The sequence below is a fragment of the Burkholderia sp. MSHR3999 genome (assembly GCF_000833595.1).
In the GTDB taxonomy this organism is placed as follows: domain Bacteria; phylum Pseudomonadota; class Gammaproteobacteria; order Burkholderiales; family Burkholderiaceae; genus Burkholderia; species Burkholderia ubonensis.
On sequence record NZ_JRFO01000004.1, the window covers coordinates 71,993 to 95,953 of the forward strand.

33 protein-coding genes are annotated in these 23,961 nt (G+C 64.6%); 10 read left to right on the plus strand and 23 right to left on the minus strand.

From position 1 onward, the window contains the following. Positions 1-8: 8 nt before the first annotated feature. The 3 genes from KY49_RS13080 to KY49_RS13090 are packed head-to-tail and all read right to left on the minus strand — an operon-like array spanning position 9 to position 2,839. Positions 9-470 carry a protein-disulfide reductase DsbD domain-containing protein gene (locus KY49_RS13080; RefSeq protein WP_082062346.1) on the minus strand — a complete coding sequence of 154 codons (462 nt, stop codon included), beginning with the start codon at positions 468-470 and terminating at the stop codon, positions 9-11. 18 nt (positions 471-488) lie between these two features. Further along, a complete protein-coding gene (locus KY49_RS13085) occupies positions 489-2,396 on the minus strand; it encodes a type IV secretion system DNA-binding domain-containing protein (protein ID WP_042585079.1) in 1,908 nt (635 codons plus the stop codon). Then, on the minus strand, positions 2,393-2,839 hold the full coding sequence (locus KY49_RS13090) for a hypothetical protein (RefSeq protein WP_082062347.1): 447 nt from the start codon (positions 2,837-2,839) through the stop codon (positions 2,393-2,395). Before KY49_RS13090 ends, KY49_RS13085 begins: the two co-directional genes overlap by 4 nt. A 1,498-nt stretch (positions 2,840-4,337) precedes the next feature. Here KY49_RS13090 and KY49_RS13095 point away from each other — a divergent pair. Next, positions 4,338-4,640 carry a hypothetical protein gene (locus KY49_RS13095; protein WP_042585081.1) on the plus strand — a complete coding sequence of 101 codons (303 nt, stop codon included), beginning with the start codon at positions 4,338-4,340 and terminating at the stop codon, positions 4,638-4,640. A 230-nt stretch (positions 4,641-4,870) separates the two neighbouring features. On the opposite strand, the gene KY49_RS38120 is transcribed toward KY49_RS13095, so the two are convergent. The 20 genes from KY49_RS38120 to KY49_RS13175 form a co-directional block, all read right to left on the minus strand. Then, positions 4,871-5,125: a hypothetical protein gene (locus KY49_RS38120; RefSeq protein WP_197083567.1), complete on the minus strand. Its 255-nt coding sequence runs from the start codon at positions 5,123-5,125 to the stop codon at positions 4,871-4,873. Positions 5,126-5,144: 19 nt separating this feature from the next. Then, on the minus strand, positions 5,145-5,315 hold the full coding sequence (locus KY49_RS38125; RefSeq protein ID WP_175550680.1) for a hypothetical protein: 171 nt from the start codon (positions 5,313-5,315) through the stop codon (positions 5,145-5,147). 10 nt (positions 5,316-5,325) lie between these two features. Then, complete coding sequence (locus KY49_RS13105; RefSeq protein WP_042585083.1) at positions 5,326-5,565, minus strand: DUF3717 domain-containing protein; 240 nt, start codon at positions 5,563-5,565, stop codon at positions 5,326-5,328. A gap of 57 nt (positions 5,566-5,622) precedes the next feature. Beyond that, positions 5,623-6,462 carry a hypothetical protein gene (locus KY49_RS13110; RefSeq protein WP_042585084.1) on the minus strand — a complete coding sequence of 280 codons (840 nt, stop codon included), beginning with the start codon at positions 6,460-6,462 and terminating at the stop codon, positions 5,623-5,625. A 62-nt stretch (positions 6,463-6,524) separates the two neighbouring features. After that, entirely contained in the window at positions 6,525-6,872 is a 348-nt protein-coding gene (locus KY49_RS13115; protein WP_042585085.1) for a hypothetical protein, read from the minus strand. Between the two features lie 67 nt (positions 6,873-6,939). Next, positions 6,940-7,218 carry a hypothetical protein gene (locus KY49_RS13120; protein WP_042585086.1) on the minus strand — a complete coding sequence of 93 codons (279 nt, stop codon included), beginning with the start codon at positions 7,216-7,218 and terminating at the stop codon, positions 6,940-6,942. Between the two features lie 45 nt (positions 7,219-7,263). Next, positions 7,264-7,800 carry a hypothetical protein gene (locus tag KY49_RS37155; RefSeq protein ID WP_156162495.1) on the minus strand — a complete coding sequence of 179 codons (537 nt, stop codon included), beginning with the start codon at positions 7,798-7,800 and terminating at the stop codon, positions 7,264-7,266. 11 nt (positions 7,801-7,811) lie between these two features. After that, positions 7,812-8,105 (minus strand): hypothetical protein, encoded by a 294-nt coding sequence (locus KY49_RS38505; protein WP_231636392.1) that lies wholly within the window; start codon positions 8,103-8,105, stop codon positions 7,812-7,814. Between the two features lie 704 nt (positions 8,106-8,809). Then, complete coding sequence (locus KY49_RS13135) at positions 8,810-10,897, minus strand: ParB/RepB/Spo0J family partition protein (RefSeq protein WP_042585089.1); 2,088 nt, start codon at positions 10,895-10,897, stop codon at positions 8,810-8,812. After that, positions 10,894-11,850: a DUF6900 domain-containing protein gene (locus KY49_RS39240; protein ID WP_442854617.1), complete on the minus strand. Its 957-nt coding sequence runs from the start codon at positions 11,848-11,850 to the stop codon at positions 10,894-10,896. Before KY49_RS39240 ends, KY49_RS13135 begins: the two co-directional genes overlap by 4 nt. Then, on the minus strand, positions 11,847-12,017 hold the full coding sequence (locus tag KY49_RS37160; RefSeq protein WP_143135103.1) for a DUF6900 domain-containing protein: 171 nt from the start codon (positions 12,015-12,017) through the stop codon (positions 11,847-11,849). Before KY49_RS37160 ends, KY49_RS39240 begins: the two co-directional genes overlap by 4 nt. A 57-nt stretch (positions 12,018-12,074) precedes the next feature. Next, a complete protein-coding gene (locus tag KY49_RS13140) occupies positions 12,075-12,584 on the minus strand; it encodes a hypothetical protein (RefSeq protein WP_042585090.1) in 510 nt (169 codons plus the stop codon). Positions 12,585-12,617: 33 nt separating this feature from the next. Continuing rightward, positions 12,618-13,259: a DNA methyltransferase gene (locus KY49_RS13145; RefSeq protein ID WP_042585091.1), complete on the minus strand. Its 642-nt coding sequence runs from the start codon at positions 13,257-13,259 to the stop codon at positions 12,618-12,620. A gap of 415 nt (positions 13,260-13,674) precedes the next feature. Continuing rightward, positions 13,675-14,148, minus strand: coding sequence for a hypothetical protein (locus tag KY49_RS13150; RefSeq protein WP_042585092.1), 474 nt, complete (start codon positions 14,146-14,148; stop codon positions 13,675-13,677). A gap of 59 nt (positions 14,149-14,207) precedes the next feature. Then, the gene (locus tag KY49_RS13155) at positions 14,208-14,873 is read right to left on the minus strand and encodes an LPD29 domain-containing protein (RefSeq protein WP_042585093.1); all 666 of its coding nucleotides are present in this window, start codon (positions 14,871-14,873) and stop codon (positions 14,208-14,210) included. Between the two features lie 68 nt (positions 14,874-14,941). Further along, positions 14,942-15,769 carry a DUF932 domain-containing protein gene (locus KY49_RS13160; protein WP_042585094.1) on the minus strand — a complete coding sequence of 276 codons (828 nt, stop codon included), beginning with the start codon at positions 15,767-15,769 and terminating at the stop codon, positions 14,942-14,944. Between the two features lie 60 nt (positions 15,770-15,829). Then, positions 15,830-15,961: a hypothetical protein gene (locus tag KY49_RS38955; RefSeq protein ID WP_269433288.1), complete on the minus strand. Its 132-nt coding sequence runs from the start codon at positions 15,959-15,961 to the stop codon at positions 15,830-15,832. A gap of 421 nt (positions 15,962-16,382) precedes the next feature. Further along, the gene (locus KY49_RS13165; RefSeq protein WP_042585095.1) at positions 16,383-16,703 is read right to left on the minus strand and encodes a hypothetical protein; all 321 of its coding nucleotides are present in this window, start codon (positions 16,701-16,703) and stop codon (positions 16,383-16,385) included. Positions 16,704-16,762: 59 nt separating this feature from the next. Beyond that, positions 16,763-18,724 carry a DNA cytosine methyltransferase gene (locus tag KY49_RS13170; protein WP_042585096.1) on the minus strand — a complete coding sequence of 654 codons (1,962 nt, stop codon included), beginning with the start codon at positions 18,722-18,724 and terminating at the stop codon, positions 16,763-16,765. Between the two features lie 47 nt (positions 18,725-18,771). Then, positions 18,772-19,572: a DUF3560 domain-containing protein gene (locus tag KY49_RS13175; RefSeq protein ID WP_042585097.1), complete on the minus strand. Its 801-nt coding sequence runs from the start codon at positions 19,570-19,572 to the stop codon at positions 18,772-18,774. Between the two features lie 484 nt (positions 19,573-20,056). Here KY49_RS13175 and KY49_RS37165 point away from each other — a divergent pair, with 484 nt between their 5' ends. The 9 genes from KY49_RS37165 to KY49_RS13210 all read left to right on the plus strand — a co-directional run bounded on the left by KY49_RS37165 (position 20,057) and on the right by KY49_RS13210 (position 23,950). Further along, on the plus strand, positions 20,057-20,503 hold the full coding sequence (locus KY49_RS37165; protein ID WP_231636393.1) for a hypothetical protein: 447 nt from the start codon (positions 20,057-20,059) through the stop codon (positions 20,501-20,503). 301 nt (positions 20,504-20,804) lie between these two features. Then, on the plus strand, positions 20,805-21,494 hold the full coding sequence (locus KY49_RS35470) for a tyrosine-type recombinase/integrase (protein ID WP_042585098.1): 690 nt from the start codon (positions 20,805-20,807) through the stop codon (positions 21,492-21,494). A 166-nt stretch (positions 21,495-21,660) separates the two neighbouring features. Further along, complete coding sequence (locus KY49_RS35475) at positions 21,661-21,912, plus strand: AbrB/MazE/SpoVT family DNA-binding domain-containing protein (RefSeq protein ID WP_080402615.1); 252 nt, start codon at positions 21,661-21,663, stop codon at positions 21,910-21,912. Beyond that, positions 21,906-22,256 carry a type II toxin-antitoxin system ChpB family toxin gene (locus KY49_RS13190; RefSeq protein ID WP_042585099.1) on the plus strand — a complete coding sequence of 117 codons (351 nt, stop codon included), beginning with the start codon at positions 21,906-21,908 and terminating at the stop codon, positions 22,254-22,256. The genes KY49_RS35475 and KY49_RS13190 overlap by 7 nt, the downstream gene beginning before the upstream one ends. 13 nt (positions 22,257-22,269) lie before the next feature. Further along, positions 22,270-22,515 carry a hypothetical protein gene (locus KY49_RS13195; RefSeq protein ID WP_042585100.1) on the plus strand — a complete coding sequence of 82 codons (246 nt, stop codon included), beginning with the start codon at positions 22,270-22,272 and terminating at the stop codon, positions 22,513-22,515. 17 nt (positions 22,516-22,532) lie between these two features. Beyond that, complete coding sequence (locus KY49_RS13200) at positions 22,533-22,856, plus strand: hypothetical protein (RefSeq protein WP_042585101.1); 324 nt, start codon at positions 22,533-22,535, stop codon at positions 22,854-22,856. A gap of 9 nt (positions 22,857-22,865) precedes the next feature. Next, positions 22,866-23,048 (plus strand): hypothetical protein, encoded by a 183-nt coding sequence (locus KY49_RS35480; RefSeq protein WP_080402614.1) that lies wholly within the window; start codon positions 22,866-22,868, stop codon positions 23,046-23,048. 12 nt (positions 23,049-23,060) lie between these two features. Next, on the plus strand, positions 23,061-23,291 hold the full coding sequence (locus KY49_RS13205) for a hypothetical protein (protein ID WP_052495657.1): 231 nt from the start codon (positions 23,061-23,063) through the stop codon (positions 23,289-23,291). Positions 23,292-23,437: 146 nt separating this feature from the next. Beyond that, positions 23,438-23,950, plus strand: coding sequence for a hypothetical protein (locus KY49_RS13210; protein WP_042585102.1), 513 nt, complete (start codon positions 23,438-23,440; stop codon positions 23,948-23,950). The last annotated feature ends 11 nt before the right edge of the window (positions 23,951-23,961 follow it).

A 23,961-nucleotide genomic window follows, 5' to 3' on the forward strand; every position in this document is an offset into this window, starting at 1 on the left:
AGAGGCTCCTAATAGCCGAGCACCGGGTCGTACTGGCGGCTGAGATGGATCCATCGTTCGAGCGGAGGGAAGCACACGCCGACGTCGGCGCATCCCTGGATCGTGACGACGAGATCGACGGGGCGCCCTTCGGTCATGATGACGTCGACACGGGTTTCGCGATCGTAGGTCTCGACGGTCTTGCCGAGCGCCGCGTCGAAATGCATCGTGCCGGGCGGTTTCACGACGTTGTAGATCAGGCGCGTCGGGGTTGGCGTCGTCACGCTGATCTTGTCGCGATAAAGCCGGTAGCCGGGCGCGATTCGAAACACGATGCTCAGATAGCCTTTGGCGACCTGGAGGTAGTGCATCCGGAAGGCCATTTCCGGCGACAGCAGGTGGTCGGGACCCGGTGCGGTTTGAGCGGTCCCGATGCCCGGAACGGCAAGCACGGGGAGGGGGAGCACTGAAAGAAAGCGGCGTCGGTTCATCGGTCGGTCTCCTCGATTTCAGATTCGGGTGAAATTCCATGCACTGCGCCCCGTTGAAACAACTTCGCCGGTGCCCGGGACGATGTATTCGAAAGGCACGGCGAGAATCTCCGGCTTTGTCGTCCAATCCTCATCAGCTACCGGACCGCCAGATAACGGCGCCGGTGGCGTTGGCCCGTCCGGAGGCGATGCGTCGCCACCGGCGAAAAGCTCGCCGAACGGGCGCCGCTTGACGAAGGCGGGCGCGACCTTGGGAGACGGAACGTACTCGTAGGAAACGCGCGCTGTCGGATAATTGCCCGGCACGACGAGGTAGCCGGTCATGTCAGGCAGGCGACGGATCTCCGACGACAGCACGAGGTCGCGCAATTGCCGGCGCTTGGCGATGCTCACGCCGTCACGCTGGGAGTTGAGCCCGAAACTGACGGATTCGTCCTTTTCCTCGATTTCGCCTTCGCCAATCAGCTCCGCGAGCTTCTTCGCGGCTTCGCCATCGGTGACGCGCAGCAACAGCTTGGTTTGGCAGCCGGAGATGATCGTGGTCGCCAGGTGAATGCCGTAAATCTCGTAGATCTGAGAGAAGTCCTGGACGCCGAGTACCATGCACATACCATATTTCCGTGTGCCGGTCAGGGCCTGCTTGAGGATGTCGAGCTTCTGGAGGGTTGGCAGCTCATCCAGCGAAAACCAGAGGCGTTCCTGATGAATTGGATCGAGCCCAAGCACCGCCTTGATCGCGATGTCGACCCAAAGCGAAAGGATCGGCTTGATCGCCTCGCGCATTTCCTCGCGCGTCGAGATGAACATCCACGAGTCGCTTTCCTGCTGGATCCAGCGACGAATCGAGAAATGCGGACCGTCGTCGCGAAGGTATCGGAACGATGACAGCTGGTTCTGGACGGTCATCTTCAACGACATGCCGGTCCGCTCGGTAATCGGATCGACATACGATGCGCCCGCTGTGTTTCGCAGCAGCTGGTAGATGCCGTCGAGGTTGTTGAGCGCGACCGAAGAATACAGATTCTTGTTCGTCATCCGGTTCTCCCGCTGGAGCACCTGGACAACATCACGAAACACCTCGCGTCCGGCCATTGCCCAGAATGGGTCCGCTTCGGTCGGATTGGGAATCAGGCCGGAGGCCATATTGTCGAAGTGATACTCTTCCTCGATCTCCTGCCAGATATTCCAGTTCGGCGCGCGGTCGTCGAACGGATTCATGATGATATCGACGCCCGGTCGATAGAATGCAGCGGTGAACTCGCCCGACGGGTCATAGACGATCATCCGCTTGCCGCGCGCGCGGACCTGCTTCATCAGCGCGAAAAACTGCTGCGACTTGCCGGTACCCTGCGCGCCGGTGATGATGGTATGGAGCGTCTCCGATTTTTTCCGCATCGGCACGCCGGCGAGTTGGTAGGGACTTGCGTCGTCGGCTTTCTCGAGCAACCGTTTGAGCTCCGGCCCGGTTGCGAGCGTCGCGCCCCGCATCTGCGTGTCCTTCATCGCGGCGCGACCGAACTCATACCAGTAGGTGCCGATCAGCATCGCGACGATGATCGCAACTGTGCACGCGAGGATCAGGAATTTCCGCACGATGGGCCCAGCGCGCCCCCAGACCGGATCCGTCAATGCGACGACCTGGTCGACCGGCAACTGGAGCACAACTCCGTCGCGGTTGTAATTCATGGTCGCCGCGGTCATGTACAACGTGCTACGGATACGCGCGAGGACGTTGTCCGCGAGATCCGGCCAAAATCCGTGCGGTGCAAACAACCACAAATAGAGCGCACCGACGGCGAGGCCGGCCGCGAGGCTGGCCAGAATGATATTGCGCACCGCCACCAAAATGAGGGCGAGGCGGTGCATCCATATTTCGGACCCGGTGCTGAAATGGTGGCCGACTCGTGCCTTGCTCTCGGGCTTCATCGCGTGCCCCTGAGCAGGTCGGCCGCCAACCGTTCCGCTGCATCCTTGGCCCGAATCGTTGCGGACATATCGTTGCGCGTGACGATCTCGTCGAGCAGAAACTGGCAGTGAAAGATCGCGCGAACCAGATCTTGAGACAACACGCCGGCGGGGCCAGCCGCGATGGGTTTGGCAAGCGCGTTGGCGGCATCGACGACGCTTTGCGCGCGAGCGGTGCACGCGTCAACTGACCTGATGAGCGACTCGATCGATTCGGTGAAGGCGCCGCGCTCCGCGAGCCGTCGTGCATATTCGGAAAATGAGATGCCCCGGGCCTGCGCTTGCTTCTTGTAAAACCGGACGGTTTCGGGAGCGTCCCGGAAACTGACGCGACCGGTTTCGACGCCAGATGCTTTTCTTCGTGAAGGCATGGGATGTACCCGGAATGAAAAGAGCGCTTGCACGAAAAGTCGGGCAAAAACCTCGACTCACGCGCGGAACATCGCTCGATTACAGCCCTCACGACAGCATTTTGTGATGCGACGTTACCACGGCCCTTGGCGAGTCGCAAGAAAACCTTTGAATTCAAAGTGATGGCCGTGATTTGTCATACACGGGGCATTCCGGTGTCTGACATCGCATACCAATGCCGACATACTTTTCCGGGTGATTTCGAATTCTCCGCTCGAACTGAGTATCGCTTTGTCACACGCGAGAGAGCCATAGCGGGCTTGCGAATGAGTAGCCTTTTCGCCACTGGGTGTCAGACAAATATCGCGCGCCTGTCTGACGGCGCAGCGCAATATTGCCATGGCTTCCGTCGATTCACCCAATTCATTCGGCATCCGAATCATGTGGTTTTTCTGCGATTTTGTCTGACTCGCAATAGCCGGCTACGTGCGAGTGTGGCGTCGCTGCGATCCCATCCTGTCGGCGCGTAGTTGCGTTAGTGTCTGACACGCCGAACCGTCGCGCCGCAAGGCGCGACACACCGCAACAACGTTGCATGGTGTGTGACGAGCTTGGAAGGGGGCGGGGATTCCCCCGCTCCCTGTAGAGCTCGTATTGTTCATCACTTCAGGGATTTCCGGCGGTTGCGCAGATTTCACCCGGGAAATGCGCCGCCTCCCGCTCAAGGGAGCGACGCACATGGGGGAACTGCGAGGAGCCGGATCGTAGCGAGGTGGGTGGATTTTCAGCGTCCGGCCTCGGAACGAAGTGGAGCAGATCAGTGCAACCTGCGCAGGAAGGCAGCGAGCGGAAGCAGCACGGAAATTGCAGATTCGGCGCGGCGGTGGAAATTGGTGAAAGGTGAGCAGCAGGTGCGGCTCAGGTGGACCGATGAGCATTGTCCATACATCCACGGCGCCGGACGAACGGCCGTGATCGAGCGGGATCACGGAGCCGTTCGCCGCGCGGAGTTGTCCACGCATGAGGGTGGGCAACTCCGGGGTGAGCGCGGGGCGCGGTGGATTTGTGGTCAATGCGGCATCGGGATAAATTCGGGCGACCGTGGACGATCGGCGTATCCGCTCGACGACGGTGTCGGGCGGAGGATCGAACATTTGCGGAATGCGTGCATTCCGCAAACTGGAGTGATGTTCGCGCGGGCCCGCAAGACGGATGGCGGGCCAGCATGGAAATTCGGACGCGCGATGGCGCGGCCGAACTGGCTGAAATTCGCGCGATCCACATATCCACGGTGCCGACCGGACGGCCGTGATCCGCACTGATCACGTGGCCGGGCGCCGCGCGCCGTTGTCCACACGGGAGTGTGGGCAACGGCGGGGTGAGCGCGGGGCGCGGTGGGTATGTGGATCGCGCGGGGTATCGAGTGCGGCGGACGGTTGCCGCGCTCGATTGGTGTTGCCCGCCAGCGGGCAACTGGACAGTGTTCGCGTGCGGCCCGCGAGCGGTAAAATGCGCGGCGAGGGCCGATACCACGAAACGGAGTGACCTGAGATGAGTGAGCTATCGGAAAAACCGGCGCGCAAGCCGCGATCGCTGGATGAGGAGATTGCGAAGGCGGCCGCGAGGCTGAAGCGATTGCAGGACGAGCAACGCGAACAGATCCGCAAGGATCGTGAGCGGAATCAGAAGGCGGTGCTCGAGCTGCTACGGTCGGAAGGGCTGGACGAGATCCCCGCCGCGCGATGGAAAGAGAAGATCGACGCGATCAAGCTTGCGTTGGGTGTGAAGCCGCAGAGGCCAGAGGTGAGCAAGCCGCAGACGCAAGGCGAACCGGCAGGCGCGCCGGCGGCTTGATTTTGGGGCAGTCTGGCGAAGCGCGGGTTTTGCGCTGAGCAAGACTGTCCCGCTTCGTTTGCGCGCCGCGCAAACTGGACAACGTATCGGTCGCGGGCGGTCGGGTGATTGCGGCGTAGCCGCGAGCACCCGGCCGCCCGCGACGCCACAGCGATCCGCAAGCGCCCGCATGCCGCCTACGATCGTAGGGCGGCCGAAGGGGACGTTCGGCTGCGTGAGTCCGGCCGTCGTCAGACTTCGGTGCCACCGATCCAGAACGCCCCGAGATATGCGTCGGCGCCCCCGGCGGCCGAGACGCATTCGCTCACGCGCGGCTCATCCAGTCGCGCGATGAGGCTGTCCAGCGTCCACGCTCCGGTTGACGGAAATACCGCAAGCGTCCGGCCGCACAGGTCACGCACGAACAGTGGCTGCTCGATGTCGGCGGGCGGTACGTCCGCCATTTCAACATACAGCTTCACACCCGAGTTTGTGGGGTAGAACACAGGATCCTCCGTATCGGCTCTAATAGCCGAGCCAGTCGAGCACCTCTTTGCCCTCGTATTCTTCGCGGTCGCCGACTTCCGCGAGAAACGCGGCGAATCCGCCTTCGGCGTCGTGCTTCGCGATTTCGGCCTCGGCCTCCGCGCGGGTCACGATCCAGTCGCACGCTTCGTGATACGTATATGCCGGCATGGTGGTGTCCTCAGGTGAGTTGCACATGCGCGCCCTGCAGCGCAGCGGCCTGGGCAGTCGTCAGGGTGCTGGCGTCGATCGCCGCGTCTTTGCGATAGATCATCAGCGCGTAGACATCCGCCAGTGCGCGCGCCTCGGCGCATAGCGTGGGGCACGCGGTCGGCGCCTCCGGTGTGGGGCGGCGTTCGCGCCAGACGTTGATCGCGGCCTCGATTTGCTCGATGCGAACCATTGCGGTGACGGCAATCATGATGCTCTCCAGAGCGCGCGCCGTGACTGGCGCGCGCGGTCGAAATCGCGATATCGGTCAGGCGCTCTGCAGTGTCAGGTCGGCGCGGATCCTGTCGAATTCGTGCTGCAGCATGCCGCGGGTGATGGTGTCAGGCGGCAATCCGGCACCACCATCGCTCCACGCCTGAATCAGGACCGGCTGACCTTCGAATTGTTCCGGCATGTCGCGCGGGATTCCCGGCATCGCGCCGACCCGGTTGGCGAGCGTGCAAGCATCCTCGGCGCACTGTTCGACACGCGCCGACACCTCGCCGTTCGCTGCCGCCAGCGCGCTGCGCACCTCGCCCCATGCGCTGCATGCCGCAAGGATCAACGTACGACGCGAGATATGACCGGCGTCGGCAACCCGGAGATACGCACGAGTCGCACGCATGTACGATTCCAGCCGCGCGACGAGCGCCTCACGCTCGACCAGTCGCGCGTTGTCCTGCACGGTGTGCGCGCGAGCGTGGACGCTGCTGGCATAGCCGGCAACGACATGCTGGATGCCGTCGTCCCACTTCAGCGTCGGGGCGAGATCGAACAGCGCCCAAAGGTCGATGGCGTCTCCCGTGAACCAAAGCCCCGCCTGCAGCCTGCCCAGCGAAAAGCCGAGGCGGTTGCAGACGTCCATTCCATGCTGGTCGGCGGACAGTTCGCGAGCCTTCGCGATCAGGTCGTCAATCGTGCGCTTGATCTTCATCAGCGGCTCGACATAGAAGTACGCGCCCGCGAAAATCAGGGCGCTGCCGTGGTGCTGCCATACGTATTCGACTGCTGCCAGCATTTCGCTCGCGGACAGGGTGCCGCCAATCACTTGCCACTTGTTCGGGTGGTCGCTGTGGACCAGCTTGCCTGCGATCTGGGTGGGATTCATGACGTGCTCCAATCGGTGAAGAGGAGATTTCGCCGGTCACTGGGACCGGCGACGAGGCTCGTTTAGAGAATGTCGTCGGGCATCTGATGTACGAACCGTGCTGCAGCAAATCCGTCCTGCCAGCTCGCGGCGAGACGCGGTTCGGCCGCAAAAAACTCCGGCATCGGTACGTTCGGGTACGCATCGAAGCCCATGTCGTACGCACCCGACGTCGCCTCGTCGAAAAGGCCGTCTGCGTTGCAAGCCCCTCCGATTTGCGCAGACGTGTAGAGAGCCCATGCGACACGAATCTCAAGCGCGTCCGAAAAGCTCGGGAGCGGACAGGAGTCGTTCGCTGCTGGTCGGTCGACCGCGACGGGGCGCAGCATCAGCAGCAGGTAGGAGGTGGGTGCCGTCGTAGTGCTGAACATGGCGGTTCTCCGGGTTGTGGCCAGACCGTGGATTGCGTACCGGTCATTTGGTGAATGGGAATGTCTCTTAGCCATGAACAGGGCACGGATTGCCGGTGCCAGCGTTGCAGTGCGGGCACGCTTCGAGTTCTGCCGAATACTCACCGTCGCGATGTCCGCGCTTCCACGCTCGGCGCAGGACCGGTTCGTCTGCGAACATCGTCGGCAGCGCTTCTCCGTTCAAGTAATCGATATGTCCCTGGCACTCGGCATCAATGACGACCATCAGCATTTCGTCGGTGTCCGGATCGATGATCTGCGCTACCGTGGCAAGCGCAAACGCGGCACGAATTTCAAGCCCTCTCATGATGATTTCTCCTCGCTTACTGATAGATCGGCGTTCATGCCGCGTTTAGTTCGCTAGCGATGCGCTTAGCACGTCAACGCCTTCTTGGGCGGACCAACCGGTATCCCAGCAGGCGGGGAGGTCCGAAATGTCGGACAGCAGCGGCGACAGGTCACTACCTTCGCGATACGCCTCCATTCCGCTCGAAAAGGCGCAAGCTCTGGCGCTATCGAGGTATTCAGCGGCAATCCGGAACTTGGCGCTGGCGAGGGCTGCGTTATGGAGCAACCAGCAATCGAGGGCATCCCGTGCGTGCGATTCGCTAAGCAACGCGCTCCGTCCATGGTCTTGCCGATTAGGTCTCGCGTAGCATTCGGAATCGCCGCTCCAGCCGGATCGCCAAAAATTGACCAGCTCGGACACGTCCGACAGCAACGGGGAAATATCGCGGTGCTCAGTGCGCGCTCGATGCCCGCTCAGCACGGCGGAAATGAATGCGTCGATCAGGTGTGCATCAGCGGTGCGTCGGTCGCCTGCAGTCACGGCGCAGCGATACAACGCCCAAGAAGCACGAGCGTCCAGTGCGTGAGAAGCGCTATACATGTCGGTTCTCCTTAGAGGGGCATCGGGGACCATGCGCCGGGGGCATGGCGGTAAAGGGTCACGCGCTTGGCTTGGCCCGCGATCACGGTTTCGAGGCGGACGGCGCGCACGTCGTCGTCCTCGCGACGCCAGCGGTGCATCACGCGGATATCCGCGTCGGCATTGCAGGCGAGCCAGTAAGCGGCGATCCGGCGCAGCAGGCTTTGCCGAACTGGAACCCCTGCCTTTTGGTGGGCCTCGGGGGGTGCGGGGGGAACGCCCGCGTTGTGGGTGTGGCTGGATGGGTCGGGGGTGTTTGCGCTCATGGTTCCGTCCTTTCGTGTCGGGTTGTGGATCTGCCTTTCGGAGCCGCCTCGACGCGCTTTTAGCGGGGCGGGACGGGGGTGCAAGGGAACCGTGGAATACCGCAGCCCGCGCAGTTGGCGGGCGAGGATATGCCGCGAAAGTCCCTTGCGCGCCCGGCACGCTCCGCTATGCGTCGAAAGGAGGCGGCTCCGAAAGGCAGGTCCACGCGCTTAACCCGGCGCGAAAGGATGGAGCGCAAACACGGCTGTCCCCGGCCGATCCGGCCACACGACGCGGGGCCGCTCGCGGCGCCGCGTCCCTCCGCCCGGCGCAAGCCGGGCGCCGAATGCGGCCGCCAGGCCGGGCAAGCGGAGCGCGCAGCGCCGGCACGGCGCGCAGGCGTCAGGGATGGAAGCCCGAAGGGGCGAGACTCGCGCAGCGAGGCTCGACGCGCAGCGCGACAGCCCGGCCCGAAGCGCAGCGGAGGGGACGCCCAAGGCAGCCGACAGAGGATGACCACCAGGACGAGTTGGCGCTCGAGCACGACGCCGAAAACCGCGCGCGACGACATCGGTGAGCTTTTACGGGAGAGGATGCGCAGGTATGCGCCAAGGCGAACGGAAGCGACCCACATGAGCTATCGGCACGAACAAAGCCCCGCTCCCACAAACTGGCGAGCGGAGCGTTTCCGCCGACTCAGATACGGAGTCGGCCCTTGCAAAATCTAATACGGCCGATCGTCGTCAGCGTCGGCTTCACGATCAGTTGCACCATCGGCCTCGCTGTCGCGGTCACGGTCTTCCTCAACATCACAGGCGTCAGCTTCCTGCCGCCGATCCCACAGTTCGACGCTCAAGGACGCCGGGTTCGCGAAATGCTCCGGCAGCCAGCCGCGCCCCGCCATCAGGCGTTCAGCCTCGGTCGCCGCATCCGCCTTCGTGAGCTTCGCGAGCCTCATCCCCTCGGCGGGCGACACGACCGCGCTGACGATCTCCACGATCCGCTGCTTAGAAACGTGATCGAAGTACCCGGCCTTCGTCGGTTGCCACGTATCGGCGAGCGTCAGGCCGAGCGCCGGGATCAACGCGTTGATCGCGTGCGGTGTCTCGTCCTTCGCCACGCCATCAACTGTGGACGCGACGTACTGCGCGAGCATCTGCAGCAGCTGCTCGTCGGTCTGCTCGATCAGCCACGACAGCAGCGCGTCGCTGTCGCCCGGGATCACCGCTCCCCATGTCTGCCGCTGTGCCACGAACGCGGTATAGGCAAGGTCGCTGTTCAGTTCCGGCGCATGCTTGGCGAGGTCGGTGGATTGATCGTGGAAACTGACGTCGAGCGCGCTGACTTCGCCGCGATGGGAGTATTCGCCCGCCATCTGGCTGTGGATGAGCGCGGCGAGCGCGACGTGCGGATTGTTCGCGAGCGCGGCGGCGACCGCCGCCGTGCGCCGCGCATTCAGCCGGAGGGTGAGTTTTTCGGAGTGCGGCCCTTTCACCGGTTTCACGTTAGGCACGATGACGGGAGCGGCGACGCCGGAACCGGTTGAACGCTCACCGTCGGTCGGCGTCTCCGGCGCGGCCGGTTCGCGGATGACGAACCCCCGCAGAACGTCCGGTTCGCCATCGTGGCCGAGCGTGACGATCACCCCGGCGCGCGCCATGTCGGACGGATCGAATGCGTACAGCCCGTCCTCGATTTCGGCCTGCCGCGCGCTCAACGTCTGTTCCTCATCGGCGAGGCGCTCCCACATCTCGTCGTCGGTGTCGTCCGACTCCTGCAGGGCGGCAATTTCCGCGATCCGCTTGTCGATCGCGGCAAGCTCCTGCGCGGCGTCGCCAGTCGGTTCGAGCCGACGCGGCGACACACGCTGATACTGCGCGCGCGCAAAGACGTCGCATTCGGGCTGCGCCTTGGCCCACTGCCACCCCTCGGCCTGAGCCTGCGCCGCGATGGCGTCCAGCCGCTCGGTCGCGAGCCGCACCATCAGCGCGTGATCGCGATACCATGCGGCATCCATGTCCGAGAACAGGTCGCGGCGCACCGTTCCGCCCGCCGCTTCGAACGCCTCGACGCCAACGAATTTGGCGATGCGGTTGCTGGTAAACGTCTGCTCGTCGCGGATGAACCGACGCCGGATCGACTGCGGATCGCGGTTATACGGCTCCGATTCGAACCACGCGGCCTCCTGCTCGGTGTGGCTGTCGGAGAGCGCGAGCGCCTGCATCTGTTCGAGCTTGATCTCGCCTTCGCGGAACAGGTCGACCAACTTGGGCGACACGCGCGCGAGCTTGAGGCGGCGTTGGACAGTTGCCTCGCTTACCCCGTAGATATCGGCGATTTCGACAATGCTACGGCCGTCCTCGATCAGCACCCGATACGCATCGCATGCGTCGGCCGGGTGTTCCGGCTCGCGCATGTCGTTCTCGGCCACGCTCATCAGCACGGCACCCTTGACGGGGACGATGCGGCATTGAACCTCGTAGTCCGGCGCGATGTGGCCTTGCTCGACCAGCAGGTTCAACGCACGTCGGCGGCGCTTGCCAGCGACGACGCCGAAGGTCTGCGCCTTCTTCGGACCGACCTTCATCGCATGCACGACGAGATTCTGCAGCAGCCCGCCGGTATGCCAGATATTGTTGGCGAGCGCCTCGATACCGGTCGGCTCGGTGCGGCGGATGTTGTACGGCGAATCGACCAGACGCTTCAATGGAATCAGGCGGAATTCGCCTGCCGTTTGGTGAGCCTCGGGGGGTGCGGGGGGAACGCCCGCGTCGTGGGCGAGAGCCGGGACATCGGTGGTCACTGCGTTCATAGAGCCTCCTGTGCTGTCGGGGGTGGAAGGAACTGCCATTCGGAGCCGCCTCGACGCAGGGGGTGCGCGCCGGCCGCCGCAGTGCAAGGACCCGCGCAAGGCCGCACGCGGAGCGCAGCCGGAACGGCGAGCACCGAACGGGTGCCGCGCGGGGCTTCGCGAATCCTTGCGCTGCGCCGGGCAAGCGCTATGCGTCGAAGAGAGGCGGTCCGAACGGCAGACCGACGCGTTGCGCCGACAGCGGCGGGATGGGACGCAGGGGCTGGTGCCGATGCCCGGGTCACGCCGGCGCCGGGCCGTGACAGGCCCGAGCGCCCACTCCGCGCAGCACGGCTGCGCGGCTGGAGGGGCGGCCAGCGCCGGGGCAGGCCGCCGGGGCGGCGGCCAAGCCCCGGGAGCGAACGGCCGCGGAAACCGGGCCGCGAAGCGAGCGGCGGGCGTGCCGGGCGCAGCCGGGCGCGCCCGGTGCCGCGGCCCGGCTGGACGAATGACTGGGCGACAGCCGCGCCGGCCGGTGCCGGCGTCCGTGGCGCAGGCGGTGGCCGTCCGCTCGATGCGGGCGGCCGCCGGCGGGTCCGGGCTCGCGCGCGGCAGCTGGAACGATTTGTGGAACGCGACCGGCGATCGGCGTTCCAGCGTCGCGAGACCGGCCGCCGGAAGTGCAACGAGGTGGAACGCATCGGCCTGTCGGCCGCGGCGCGCGACGACAGGCCCCCGGCGATTACAGCCCCGGTGGGTGCCTGACGCCGGCGGCCGCACGTCAGTTCGACGGGTTCACCAAACTGCGTCCGTGCGACGCCGGCGTCGAATGCCGCTTGGAGCGCGTCGCGAATGACCCAGACCGCGCAATCGTGAAAATCCAGGCGGTCGCTGTAGCGGGTCTGGAGGGTGTCGAGCTGCAGGTGCTTACGCGCGATCGCCGTGAGCAAAGCATCGAGTTCCCGCCGGTTCATGTGCCCCTCCGCACATCCTGGCCGAGCTCGAATGCAGCGCGTAGCGCGTGGAGGAGTTCGCCGACCGTCACTGTCAGCTTGTCGTCGTCATCCGTACCGGTCATGCGGCTGCCGAAATGGTTGTCGGCGATCGCACACAGCAAATGCTTGATGTAGAAGAGCTGCATCGTGTTCTCCGTATTGGCGGCGCCGGCCGCGGCGAGCGGCCGGCCGATCTGCGTGTGTCAGTGGAATTGCACGGCGCCGCTCAGACGCGCGAGCATGAACGCCTGAAACCAATTGCGGTACAGCAGCGCGAAGGTGCCGTCCTCCGCGGCGTCGACCGCATGCATGAAGCGGCTGAAGTCGTCAGCAAGCTTGCGGGAGAGCCGCGGGCCGATCGTGCCCATCGTGGCCGAGAAGTGAATCAGTTCGTAGAACGGGCCGGCGCCGGCGTCGATCGCGCCGTTCTCGTGCCACACGCCGCGGCGACCAGGCAACGTGATCGCCGGGTAGCCGGCGAGCTTCGCGAGCTGCTCGCGCCAGATGTGGAAGATCGCGTAGCTGCCGGCGTAGAACTCGTACGAGTTCGTGTAGCGATAGATCAGCCCGGTATCGATGCCGTCGGCGTGGTCGGGAAACCGCGGCGCGCCGTAGAAGCGCACGGCGAACGTGTCGAGCGGGTCGCCGTTGCTATCGAAGCGCGGTTCGTCGATTTCATCCAGGCCGCAATAGGCGGTGATGGTCAGTCCCATGGTCGTGTCCTCTGCGATGAGTGAGTGCGGATGTCAGGCCGCGGCCTGGGCCGGCGCCGTCAGGCGCGCCTTGGCGGCCGCAAAGTAGGTCGCGTCGAGTTCGATGCCGATGTAGCGGCGGCCGAGCTCGCGCGCGGCAACGCAGGTCGAGCCGGAGCCCGCGAACGGATCGAGCACGGTGTCGCCGGGCTTCGTGAACGACGCAATCAGCGTCTTGAGGCAGGGCACGGGCTTCTCGGTCGGGTGATGGCGGTTGCCGCTGTACTGGAACGGCATGACGTCTGGAATCGGCTGCGCCGGCGCCGGCGGCCGGCCCTTGGCCAGCAGGTAGGCCGATTCGTGCTGGTACTTCACCAGGCCGGCCTTCGATGCGTAGCTCTTGGTGAACACGAAATGCCCGCCCACGCGAAAACCGGCCGCCTTCCAGGCGTGGAAAAACAGGTCGACCTTGTTCCAGCCGTAGAAGCTGATGCACACGGCATCACGCTTGAGCACGCGGAACATCTCGGCGAACGCCGGCGCGAGCCAGTCGTCGTGCACGTCGTTCGCGATCGAGCGGCCGGATCGGTCGCGGAAATTCACGAGATAGGGCGGGTCCGTGACGATGCAGTCGACGGATTCGGACGCGAGTCGGGGCATGGCGACCAGGCAGTCGCCGTTGAATAAAAAGCTCACGGTCAGCTCCTCAGAGTTGAGATAGGGGCAGCCGGAGCGATGCGGCTCGCAAACCGTGCTACCCGGAGCTGGCGAGCGCCCGCCGGAGAGTGGCGGGCAAGGGGACCGTGGAATACCGCAGCGCGCCACGCGCGCGAGGATATGCCGCGAAAGCCTCTTGCAGGAGCGGGGCGCCGTGCGACGCTCGTCGCGCACGGCGCAATGGTCCGTCCGTCAGGCTACGGCGGGCGAACGTGGGCTCCGGGTTCAAAGGTCGACGGGCAGCGGCCTAGCAGCGGGCGTGGCCTATGCGCGGGCACGGGGCGCGCGGACGGTGTGGCGTCGTGGACATGAGCGCGGGGCGATCCTGGATCGTCCCCGGAGGGGACCGTCATCGATCGCCCGGCGCGATCGCGAGTCGACCCGCGCGATTGGCTCAGAACAACGGCAGCTGCACGCCGTCGGCGCGCCGGCCGCCCTCGCGCGGACTACTTTGCGCGTCGATGTCCACGGACAGGAAGGTGGCATGCGCTGCATCGCCATCTTCGCTTTGCGCGACGCCGGCGTCGTCAGCGAAGTGGGCAGTTCGAGGCGAGACGATCGCCTCGAATTCCGCGCGCGTGCTGACGGACAACGCCTGCGCCGCCTGCTCGGGCGTCACGCATTCGACGCTCGCGTAGCGGCCGTCGAAAAATCGCATCACGGCGTATCGGTTTCCGCGTTCATGCCTCGGCCGGTACGCGGTCAGCGACACGCGCGCGGCGTCGCGCAAGCCGTTGTCCCAACCGACCGGGCCGCACGGGTGCAGGCCGTGCGCCGCGGCGATCGCCTCGGCCGTTGCAATGAGGTCGGCGTGCGCCCGGTCGAGCGTGCGATGCAGGTGGGGCATCTTCAGGAATAGCTGGTCCATTTCCGTGTTCTGGTCGTGGGCGGGCTGCCCGGCCGGCGAGGGCCGGCGGGCAGCGCCAGTCAGTGGACGTCGCGGCGAACGAAGAGGCGCGCTGCTGTCGCCGAGCGCGGAAACCCACGCGCGTCGGTCGACTCGGCGAGCATCGCGTCGACGTCGGTCTGCACGGTCGACCCCGATCGATGCGCGCCCACGCGGTGCACGCCCGGAATCTCGAGCGCCTGCAGAAGGCCCGCCCGGTAGCCGGCCACCGTCATAACCGCGGAGATGTCCGGCGCCAGATAGTCCGCGTAGCGCGCGGCGAGGCGCGCGAGCGCCCGCTCGATCGCGCCGTCGCTGAACTCGCGATATCGGGCGATGCGGTCGGCCGCGAGGCTGACGACCTGCCGGCCGGTGGGTGTCAACATGAAGTGCTCGACGCGCTCGACTTTGCCGCCGTCGACCAGGCGCGTGGCCTGCAGCGGCATCACGATTCGGGCGACCTGCAGGTCGCGCGGGCCGTCGGTCCAGCGAATTGACAGCTGCGTGCTTCGCGCGCTTTCCGTGACCGAGATAGCAAACGCGGTGACGGGGAACGCTTCACGCAGGATCTGTTGCAGCAGCTGCGCGGTACCGACGAGCGTCAGCACGCCGGCGAGTACCGCAGGCGTGGTCGCGGCATCCGGACGAGTACGTGCCTGAAGCGGTTCGGCGATGTTCAAGCGATGGTCAGCGATGTTGTGGAACATGATGAACCTCGATGAAAATTGACGACAGGAGAGGAGGGCGCCGGCGGCGGCCGCCGGCGCGGGGTGGATTAACCCTTCAGCTTGCGCATCTCTTCCGCGAGCACCCACATGGCGCGGTTAAGGCGGAGATCCTGATCGATACCGGTCACGCTGCGCGTCGACGTCCGGCGTCCCGCTGCCGAGCGACCACGCAGCCCACCCTTGATCACGTTTTCCTGCACACGCTGGAACGTAGTCCAGAGGTCGGGGCGCGTGTCTTCGGCACGACGCGCGCGGAGCAGCTGGTCCTCGGTGATCGGCGCAGGTGCTTCAGCCACGTCGTACCGGAGAGCCAGCACGGAGCGGGCGAAGGCCTGCTGTTCGCCTTCGTCGAGCTGCACGGCCGCCATCTCGTCCTTGCATTCGCGGATCAGGTCGAATCCGTCGAGTACCTCGTCCGCGCCGTTGACGACGTGCTCCACAACGTCCCCCTTGTGCGGCACACGAATGTCGTGGGTCGTGTCGCCGAAGACGAGCCCGTTCTGGCAGACGAAGCGGAAGTAGCCGGCCAACATCTGATAGCTGCAGCTACCGTCGTGGGAGTTCAACAGAATGATTTCGGGGGTTTCCGGTGACGCGACCTGCGACGCGTGGCGCAGGCGAAGCATGTGCTTCGTGTGCTCGCGCTTCGCGTCGACGCGCACGCGGGTTTGGCAGACCATGAAGGGCTGGAACCCTTCGTCTCGCAGCTTCGTGAGGATCTCGATCGTGGGGATGTAGGTGTAGCGGTCGGATCGGGAGTCGTGCTTGTCAGCCGCGAAGATCGACGGCGCAACCTCACGGATCTGGTCATCAGTGAGCGGCGTGTTCGAGCGGAGGATCGGGGCGTTGTTGCCAAACTTGGTTGCGAGTTGCATGGTTTTCTCCGTTGAAGATTCAGGTTCGATGCGAGTCGTTCAGGAATTCGCTGGTGTCCGTCAACACCAGACGACGTGGTCGTAAGCGACGGTGCGCCGGTAGTAGTTCCGTCCATCCCAAGGCGTGTACGTGTATTCCATGTACGCGCAGTGCAGGACTACTATCCAATGGTGCAGTCGGTTTTTTTCCATCTTGACCTCCATCTGCGGTTGGTTTGCTCTTCAGGCCGACCGGGACCCAAGATTCCGAGTCCCCACGTAGGGGGTGTGCCGGTGTTGCCTGGACTTCGGCAGAACTGCTGCCGCCAGTCCCCTGAGTTCGTCGTCCCGCGACTGAAGGAGCCTGCCGACGGGCGTGTTCAAGGGCGGTCGCAAAGCCGCACGCGGAGCGCAGCCCAAAGGGCGAGCACCGAACGGGTGCCGCGGCCGGCGGAGCGGACCCTTGAATGCGAACGACGGCGGGCTACGGTCGCGTTTGGGACGGCGAGCTCAGGGGACTGGCGGTATGCGAAAAGTTGAGACAGCACCGGCTCGCCGCGCGGCGAGCGCCCCATCTCGCGGCCACGGCCGCGAGACTGGACCGGCGCGTGCACCGTTCGGCGCACGCCCATCCCTACCTGATGCGATAGAACTCGGCGGCCATCGCATGTAGCTCCGTCGGCGTGGTCTCGGCGGTCACGCGGTGACAGCCGAGTTCGCGCGGGCCGGCGAGGCGCGCGCGATACCGCGCACCAGGCACCCGCCTGAGCAGGTTTCGCTTCACACACTCGATTGCCCGGTCGGCCGTGCGGGCGCGCGCGTAATAGGTATGGCGATAGGTCGGACGTCGCTCGGGACCGGCTGCGATGTCGACGGCCCAGATCTTGATTTCCTTGTCCGACCAGTATGCGATCGCGTCAGCTTCGTCCGGGAACAGAAGGCGTTGCTGTTTCATCTCGACTCCTTGAGGAAGGCGGCCCACCGCGGCGGGCCGCTCACTGGACGCAGTCCGCGCTACAGGCTGCCCGGCAGGGTCAGTGCGATCGCGACTGGGCGCACCCACACCGGCGTCGACGAGAGCCGGAACGTCTCACCGGATTCGGCGAGCAGCAGCGTCGTGCCCATCGCCTCTCCGATTGCCTCGGCCGCGTCGGGTGGCACCGCGTTGCCGATGCGCTCGCGCCACGCAGAATCGCTGTCGCCGTCGAGCTTGAACGCGAAGGCATTGCCGGTTCCGGCAATACGCTGGCGTGCCCATGCGTCCTGCTCGGCATCGATCTGCAGCTGCTCGGGATCGACAAGCGATTGCAGCGCGGCTAGCTCGAGCGTCGTGAACGGCCGGTGCCACGTGCCATCGAGCGCGCGAATCACGGCGACGAGCTTGGCGCTCGCAGCTGGCAAGCGGGGATCGGCCACGGACCATCGGCCGTTGTCGTGGCCGGCCGCGGCCGACACGGCGCCACTGGCCTGGTCCCACCCGACGACGCCGTAGTGGCCGCCGGTCAGGTAGGCATCGCCGCGTTCGCGCCGCATGCCGGGCCGCGGATCCGCGACCGCGTACGCTCCCTGATCGTCGCCGCCAATCACGGTGCCGGCATGCTTCGCCCACTCGGTGACCTTGTACTTGCTGAACAGCGGACCGGCCGGCGGTCGCGGGTCTGCGACGGCGAATGCGCCTTGACCACTATCACTGCGCGCGATCACCGTGCCTGCCGGCTCGTCATAGGCGGTGACGCGGTACTTGCCGGCGCCTTCGAAGCCAGTTGTCGCGCGCGGATCCTGCACGCAATGTCCGGTGCCGTGTGCGCTCGTTACAGCGCCGGCGACGCCGCGCCAAGGCACAATCCGGAACTCGTTGCTATGCTTCTCGGGGCCTGTATGACGCGGGTCGGCCACGCTGAAAGTGCCTTGTCCCGGCGACTTCGCGCCCGTGATCACGCCCGATGGCTCGCCCCAGCGCAGCACACCGTACTGCTGGTACTGCCCTGCACCAGCGGGAGCGCGCGGATCCGCGACCGAGAATGCGCCGTTGCCCGGGCGACTCGCGCCGGCGACGACGCCACACGAATCGTCCCAGTGGTTCACGCCAAGCACGCCGTTGAGCATCTCCGGCACGATCAGGTAATCGCGCAGGTAGCCGTCTTCGATCGCGAGCTTGTTCAGGCTGCGCCAGTCGCTGCCCGCTTCGACGAATGCGAGGCGCACCCACGTTTTCCACTGCAGCGAGGGGACACGATGCATCGGGCCGGCCGCGACGTCGCCGGGCAGCGGCATGCGGCCGAGCACGGTGCCGACGCCCTGCAGACGCTTCACGGGCGGCTCGTACAGGAACGCCGGCACCTTCGCGGTATGCCGCGCGACGAGCAAGAAGCGCTTCCGGCTCTGCGCGAGGCCGCCGATCTCGCCGCAGTCGTGCGTCGTCTCGTTCACGGCGTAGCCGTAGTGGCGCAGGATCTGCCCGATCTGATCAAGCAGATGCCGGGCGCGCGTTGCGAGCCGTGGCACGTTCTCGAACACGATGAGCTCGACCGGGTCGTCCTTCCACGCTTCGCACATCAGCCAGACGCAACGCAGCGTCAGCTCGTTCAGCGCCTGGTACTTCGGCATGCGGCTCAACGTTTCGGGCAGCAGGCCGGACGCGCCCTTGCACGGCGACGAGATGAATACGCAGTGCGGATGCTCATTGCCGGCGGCGGCACGGATGTCGGCGGGCGTTGCCTCGCGCCATCCGGACGGCGGCTCACGGTCCCAGTACGCCGTGTACTGCCCGCGCGTGAACAGGTCCATCCGGGTGCACAGCACCCCGACGAGCGAAAGGAAATCCCGGCATGCCGCGGGATCGTTGTCGATGCCGCCGATGCAGCGCCACTTCGCGGTCATGTTCCCGACGCGGGACAGCGCCCGCTGGAAGCCCTTGGCACCGCCGCCCAAGCCGCTGCACATCGTGAAGACGTTGTAGGTTCGACTGATATCCATCGTTGCTCTCCGATAGGCGTGGCCCGCTCGCGCGGGCCGAGTGTGGTTTAGCGGCCGGTGAGGAGCTGGTCGATCTGCGGGCGCAGCCAGGCCGCCGCGTTGATCGCGGCCGGGGTCAGCTTGCGAACGTAGGCGGACGTACCGTTCGGGGAGCGGGTGGGGCTGAAGAGAAACCCATTTCGGCGCAGGAGGTCGCGCAGGTCTTTCGAAGGCTTGGCGTCGAAGATGAACGCGACGCGGTTGTCTTCGATGTCCTCGCGATAGAGGTAGCCTTCGCCTTGATGCTCGACCGAGCTGCGCGCGGCGATCTTCTCGAGCTGCGCGATGCGATCGCGAATGCGGCGAATGTTCGCGCCGCTGTTCGTGATCTCGTACGACGCGAACCCTCTACGGCCGGCGAAGTCCGGCGCAAAGAGCTTGTCGATGGCATCGGGCTTGTATCCCATGCGGGCAAGACCGGCACGGTCATCGCGGCGCACCAGGGCGTTGGTGCGCTTCATGCGTTCGTGACGATCCTCCAGTTCGGCCAGCTGCGCGCGCAGCTTGGTCACCGCGTCCGGGTCGTCGCTGGAGATCCCGCCTTTGCCGACTGCCGCGGCACGCCGGTCGAGCTCGTCGGCACGGTCCGCGAGGGCAAACGACTTGCCGAACGTCTTGTGGATGCGTTCGCGAGTGTTACGGTCTCGCGATTCCGAGTGATGGCCGGCCAAGACCGGTTGACCGAATGGAATCACCGAGGCCATCTGTTTGGCCGCGGTATAGACGATCCGGGATGCGGCGCGGGCCTTGCTGGCGCGTGCTTCAAGACGCGCGCGACGGTCGTGCTGGCGTTGCTGGAACTTGTTCACGAGCTTTCTCCTGTGCAGGTTGATGCGGCTGGAACGGTTCGGCTGTCAGGCTGACCGGGCCCCAAGATTCCCTGTCCCCGCGTAGGGGTTGGGTCTTGGGTGCCTGGACTTCGGCAGAACTGCTGCCGCCAGTCCCCTGAGTTCGCCGTCCCGCGACAACAGGAGCCCGCGGCCGGGCACGTTCAAGGGCGGGCGCAAAGCCGCACGCGGAGCGCAGCCCAACGGGCGAGCACCGAACGGGTGCCGCGGCCGGCAAAGCGCATCCTTGAACGGGAACGGTCAAGGGCTACGGTCGCGTTTGGGACGACGAGCTCAGGGGCTGGTGGCATGCGGATACGCGAGGCAGCACGGGCCCGCCGCGCGGCGAGCGCCCCTTCGAGCGACCCAAAGGCCGCGAGACTGGACAGGCAGGTCCGCGTGTCGCGGCATCAATGCGACACGCGGTTTGCGCTATCCTTTGCGCGTGATGATTCGGGGAGAGACGATGCCGATCCTGATTCGAGAGCAGGGCCGGAAGATCAAGGTGATCCAGAGGGTGAAAGCGGCGGACACCGGGCGATTTCGACAGCGTGTCGTCGGCACATTCGTGGCGAACGATCCCGTACCCGCGTCGCTGCTCGAGTTGCTCGACAAGAGCGAGCGCCGGGCATTGGACGCCTGGCTCGACGCGAATCGCAACGCGGCCGAGATTGAGCGCGCACGCGCGGCGCTGACGGATGCATCGACGCAGCTTGCGTCGATCGTCGATGCCCTGGCGATCGCCGCGGATACGCTCGCACCGACGGAGGCGGACCGGGTGTGGGAACAGATCCACGCGATCGCACGGACACTTCGACGTGCAGGTCATCGTCGGCCCCGGCGGGCGTGCTCGCCTCGGATTTCAGTGCCCGGTCAGAGAGATCTGGTCGATGAACTGGAGATGACCGATTAGCTCACTGATTGCGGCCGAATATGGCTGTGACCGTTGCCGAGCGCATGCGAACTGCCGCCAGCGTTGGAGGGTACGTCGAAGGATTGGAAGACGTGCATCGCATCGCTGGGGATGGCAGTAGACGTTCACCAAAATTAAGTCCTTCTCGGTTTGGCGGGAAGGCGTTCGGCTTCGCGAAAATCCACCGCACCGATTTTTCCGAGGAGAGGAAGTTCTACGCGGGTTACACTGGAAAGGAGCGCCCTGCGTTTTCTCTCTCGTAACAAGGCTCGAAAACGAGCGTATTACGAGTAACGAGAGTATGGAACCCAAGCGCGCCAAAGTCCTCACCCCCGCAAAATTTCGTCATCTGCTACGCGTCACGGAAGCGACCAGCCGCTTTCCCGAACGTGACACTTTGATCCTGCTGCTGGGCATCACTTGCGGTATGCGCGTGACAGAATTTGCACGGCTCGAAGTGCATCATGTTCTAACCAAGTCGGGGGTTCGGCGGGAAGAAGTCGCGCTTCCCGGCAGCATCATCAAGGGGTGTCGAGCGCGTTGCGTGTTCCTCGCACACCCTCGAGCCCTTGAGGCATTCGACCGGTATGTGGAGTGGCGATACCGCCGTGGTCACGGAGTGTCATTGGACCGGCATGAGTATCGCGGCCTGATGTCGCGTACGCGGTTGATCCTCACGCAGAAAGGCGGGCCGTTCGAGCTGAGCATGAAGCGCCGCGTCAGCTTTGACGGCGAGCCGATGGAGTATTGGGCCGCCGACAGCCTGCAAAGCTACGTCACCGGTTTGTACCGGGCCGCGGGCCTCGGAGCAGGCTACAGCAGTCACTCCGGCCGCAGGACGTTTGCGACTCGGCTGATAGCCAACGGGCAATCCCTTGAGACGGTCCAGATTCTGTTGGGGCATTCACATATCGATCACGTCGCGCCATATCTCGAAGCACCCCAGCGTGACCTTCGCGAAGCGATCGCTGAGATCGATCTCGGGGAGTGAGGATGCCGCTTGCTGATTTTGGCCTCACACTCCGAACACTTGCTGCCGATTACTATCAGGTTGGAGACTGGGTAACGGCCCTCCCGATGGTATCTTCATTGTAGATACGAAGTGCTTGCAATTTGCACGACATGTTTCTACAATGGATAAACATTCGGAGGTTGCTATGGAACTCAAGATTCAAAAATGGGGCAATAGTGCGGCGGTTCGTTTGCCAAGCGTTCTGCTCGAACAGATTAACGCGTCGGTCGGCAGTTCGCTGAGCGCGGACGTCCGCCCCGATGGCGTATTGCTGACCCCGGCCCGACGCAAGTATTCGCTGGACGATCTCGTCGCCCGATGTGACGCGAAAGCACCTTTCCCTGCCGACATGGCGGCTTGGGGCGAAGTCAAGCCGGTGGGACGTGAAGCATGGTGAAGCGGGTCAAGTTCGAGCGGGGCGATATCGTGCGCGTGAGCCTGAATCCGACTGTCGGCCGTGAGCAGCAAGGCGATTTTCGTCCGGCGCTCGTGCTTTCGCCGGCCGCCTTCAATGCGTTGGGTGTAGCGCTGGTTGCTCCGATCACCCAAGGCGGCGAATTTGCTCGGTTTGCTGGATTCGCGGTGCCGCTTTCGGGTGCGGGAACCGAGACGCAGGGTGTTGCGCTCGTGAACATGGTGCGTATGCTCGATCTGGAAGCGCGGGGCGCGCGCAAGGTCGAACGCGCGCCGGTCGAGGTGGTAGAGGACGCCTTGGCCCGGCTTCAAACGATCATCGAGTAAGGAAAACGACGACATGCAAATCGTGAACGCGACACCTCCGGCCGGGCTCCCAGCTCTGCTCATCGTACTGGATCGCGAGATCGCACAGCGTCACCCGACGAAAGCGTTCTACCTTCGTGTCGAGGTCGAAAATGGGGCTAAGCACATCGATCTCGATGGCGCCGTTACGCCTCTCGACGCACGGCAGCTGGCCCGCGAGAAGGGCTACGAGCCGACACACTGGATGGTCGCGGCCGAAGGACGGCCGACGATGTTCTGACAGGCAGGAAAACTGCCATGCTAAATTTGACTGTTGCTGAGGCGCTTCATCTCGCTATCAGCACACTGCGGGACGTCGCTGAGTCGCGCAAGATGCCTTCTGGCGTCGAGTTGGACGGAGCAACTGCGGAGCTACACGCGGACGCGGCTGCGGTCCTTGAGGCTGACTCCGGCGTGTCGATCGACGCAGCGAATCATCGAGCAGCCGGCGAAGCCGGCCGAGCACTCTACGAGCGGTTGCAGGCCCTGATGCCGAACGACTACCCGGACGCGTGGACCGACCTCGCGACCAAGTATCGAAAAGCCTTTTCGGTCGCCGCGCTCGGCACCGAACGGGCATAGGAAAAGATGATGTTCGATACGATGCATAGAGAAATCAGCGAACTGGTACGGCTCGTTCGACGCGAAGCCACGTGGAGCGCGACGATCGCGTGCGGAAAGGTCCATCTTGATGAGGTCTCGGCGGACGCGCTCGCCGCACATCATGCGGACGTGAAACGGATTGCAGAATTGACCGAGAAATACGGTCTCTGATCGGAAAACGTCATGGCATTGAGTGACCAAGAAAGAATGGTTCTTGCGATTCTGGGTACCGAGGGCGGCTATACGACGGGGCAAGTGGCGGAACGTGTTGCTTTCCAAGTTAGCAGCAACAGGCGCACGCAAAGCGCGGCAGTTAGGGGAATGCTGCTGCAGTTGGAAGCGCAAGGACTGGTTGCACGGATGGATGACGCGAAGCCCGTCTGCTGGATCAAGGTCGGTCGTGGCCGCAAGTAGGAAAGCACGGGAAAGGACAACGAACCTCGGAGCGATCACGATCCGCTGCCCGCATTGCGGGCACCTGACGCTGTCCAGCGCGAGCAAAGGGATGTGGTGCAATCACTGCAAGAACGGAACAGCGAAATAGGAACAGAGCAAGCGACATGCAGACACTTCACGCGCCGGCCCGGACGTCTGGTGGCACCAGACCGCAACCGCTCGGCAGCATCCTCGGCTCGGTGCCGATGCCGATGCCGGCCGATGTAATTCGCCGTTCTAGCTCGCTTGTCGAAGAGTTCTTCTCTGCGGCCGAGGCGAACGAGTTTTGCGGCGACGAGGTCGAGACTTACGTGATTCCGCGCTGGGCAAGCCAGGGTGGCGCCACATGGCTGCCGAGCCTCGCAGAGCTGGGATATCGTCGTGCCGAAGGAGGGTACCAGGGACGCGAGGAACTTCTGGTCGTCACCGCAGGCGTCGATTTGCACACCGATGACGAGGGACTGGTTTTGATGGTCGCGCTCCATAACGACGGACTAACTTTTCGGCAGGGCAAGGTGCGACACAAGCCGAAAGCGGGCGATTGGTTCATCTTCGACGACCGGCTGCCTCACTGCGTCGACGACGCGCCCGGCCGGGCCACGTTCATCGGATGGAACATTCCAATCATTCCGGCCTGACACTCGAGAGC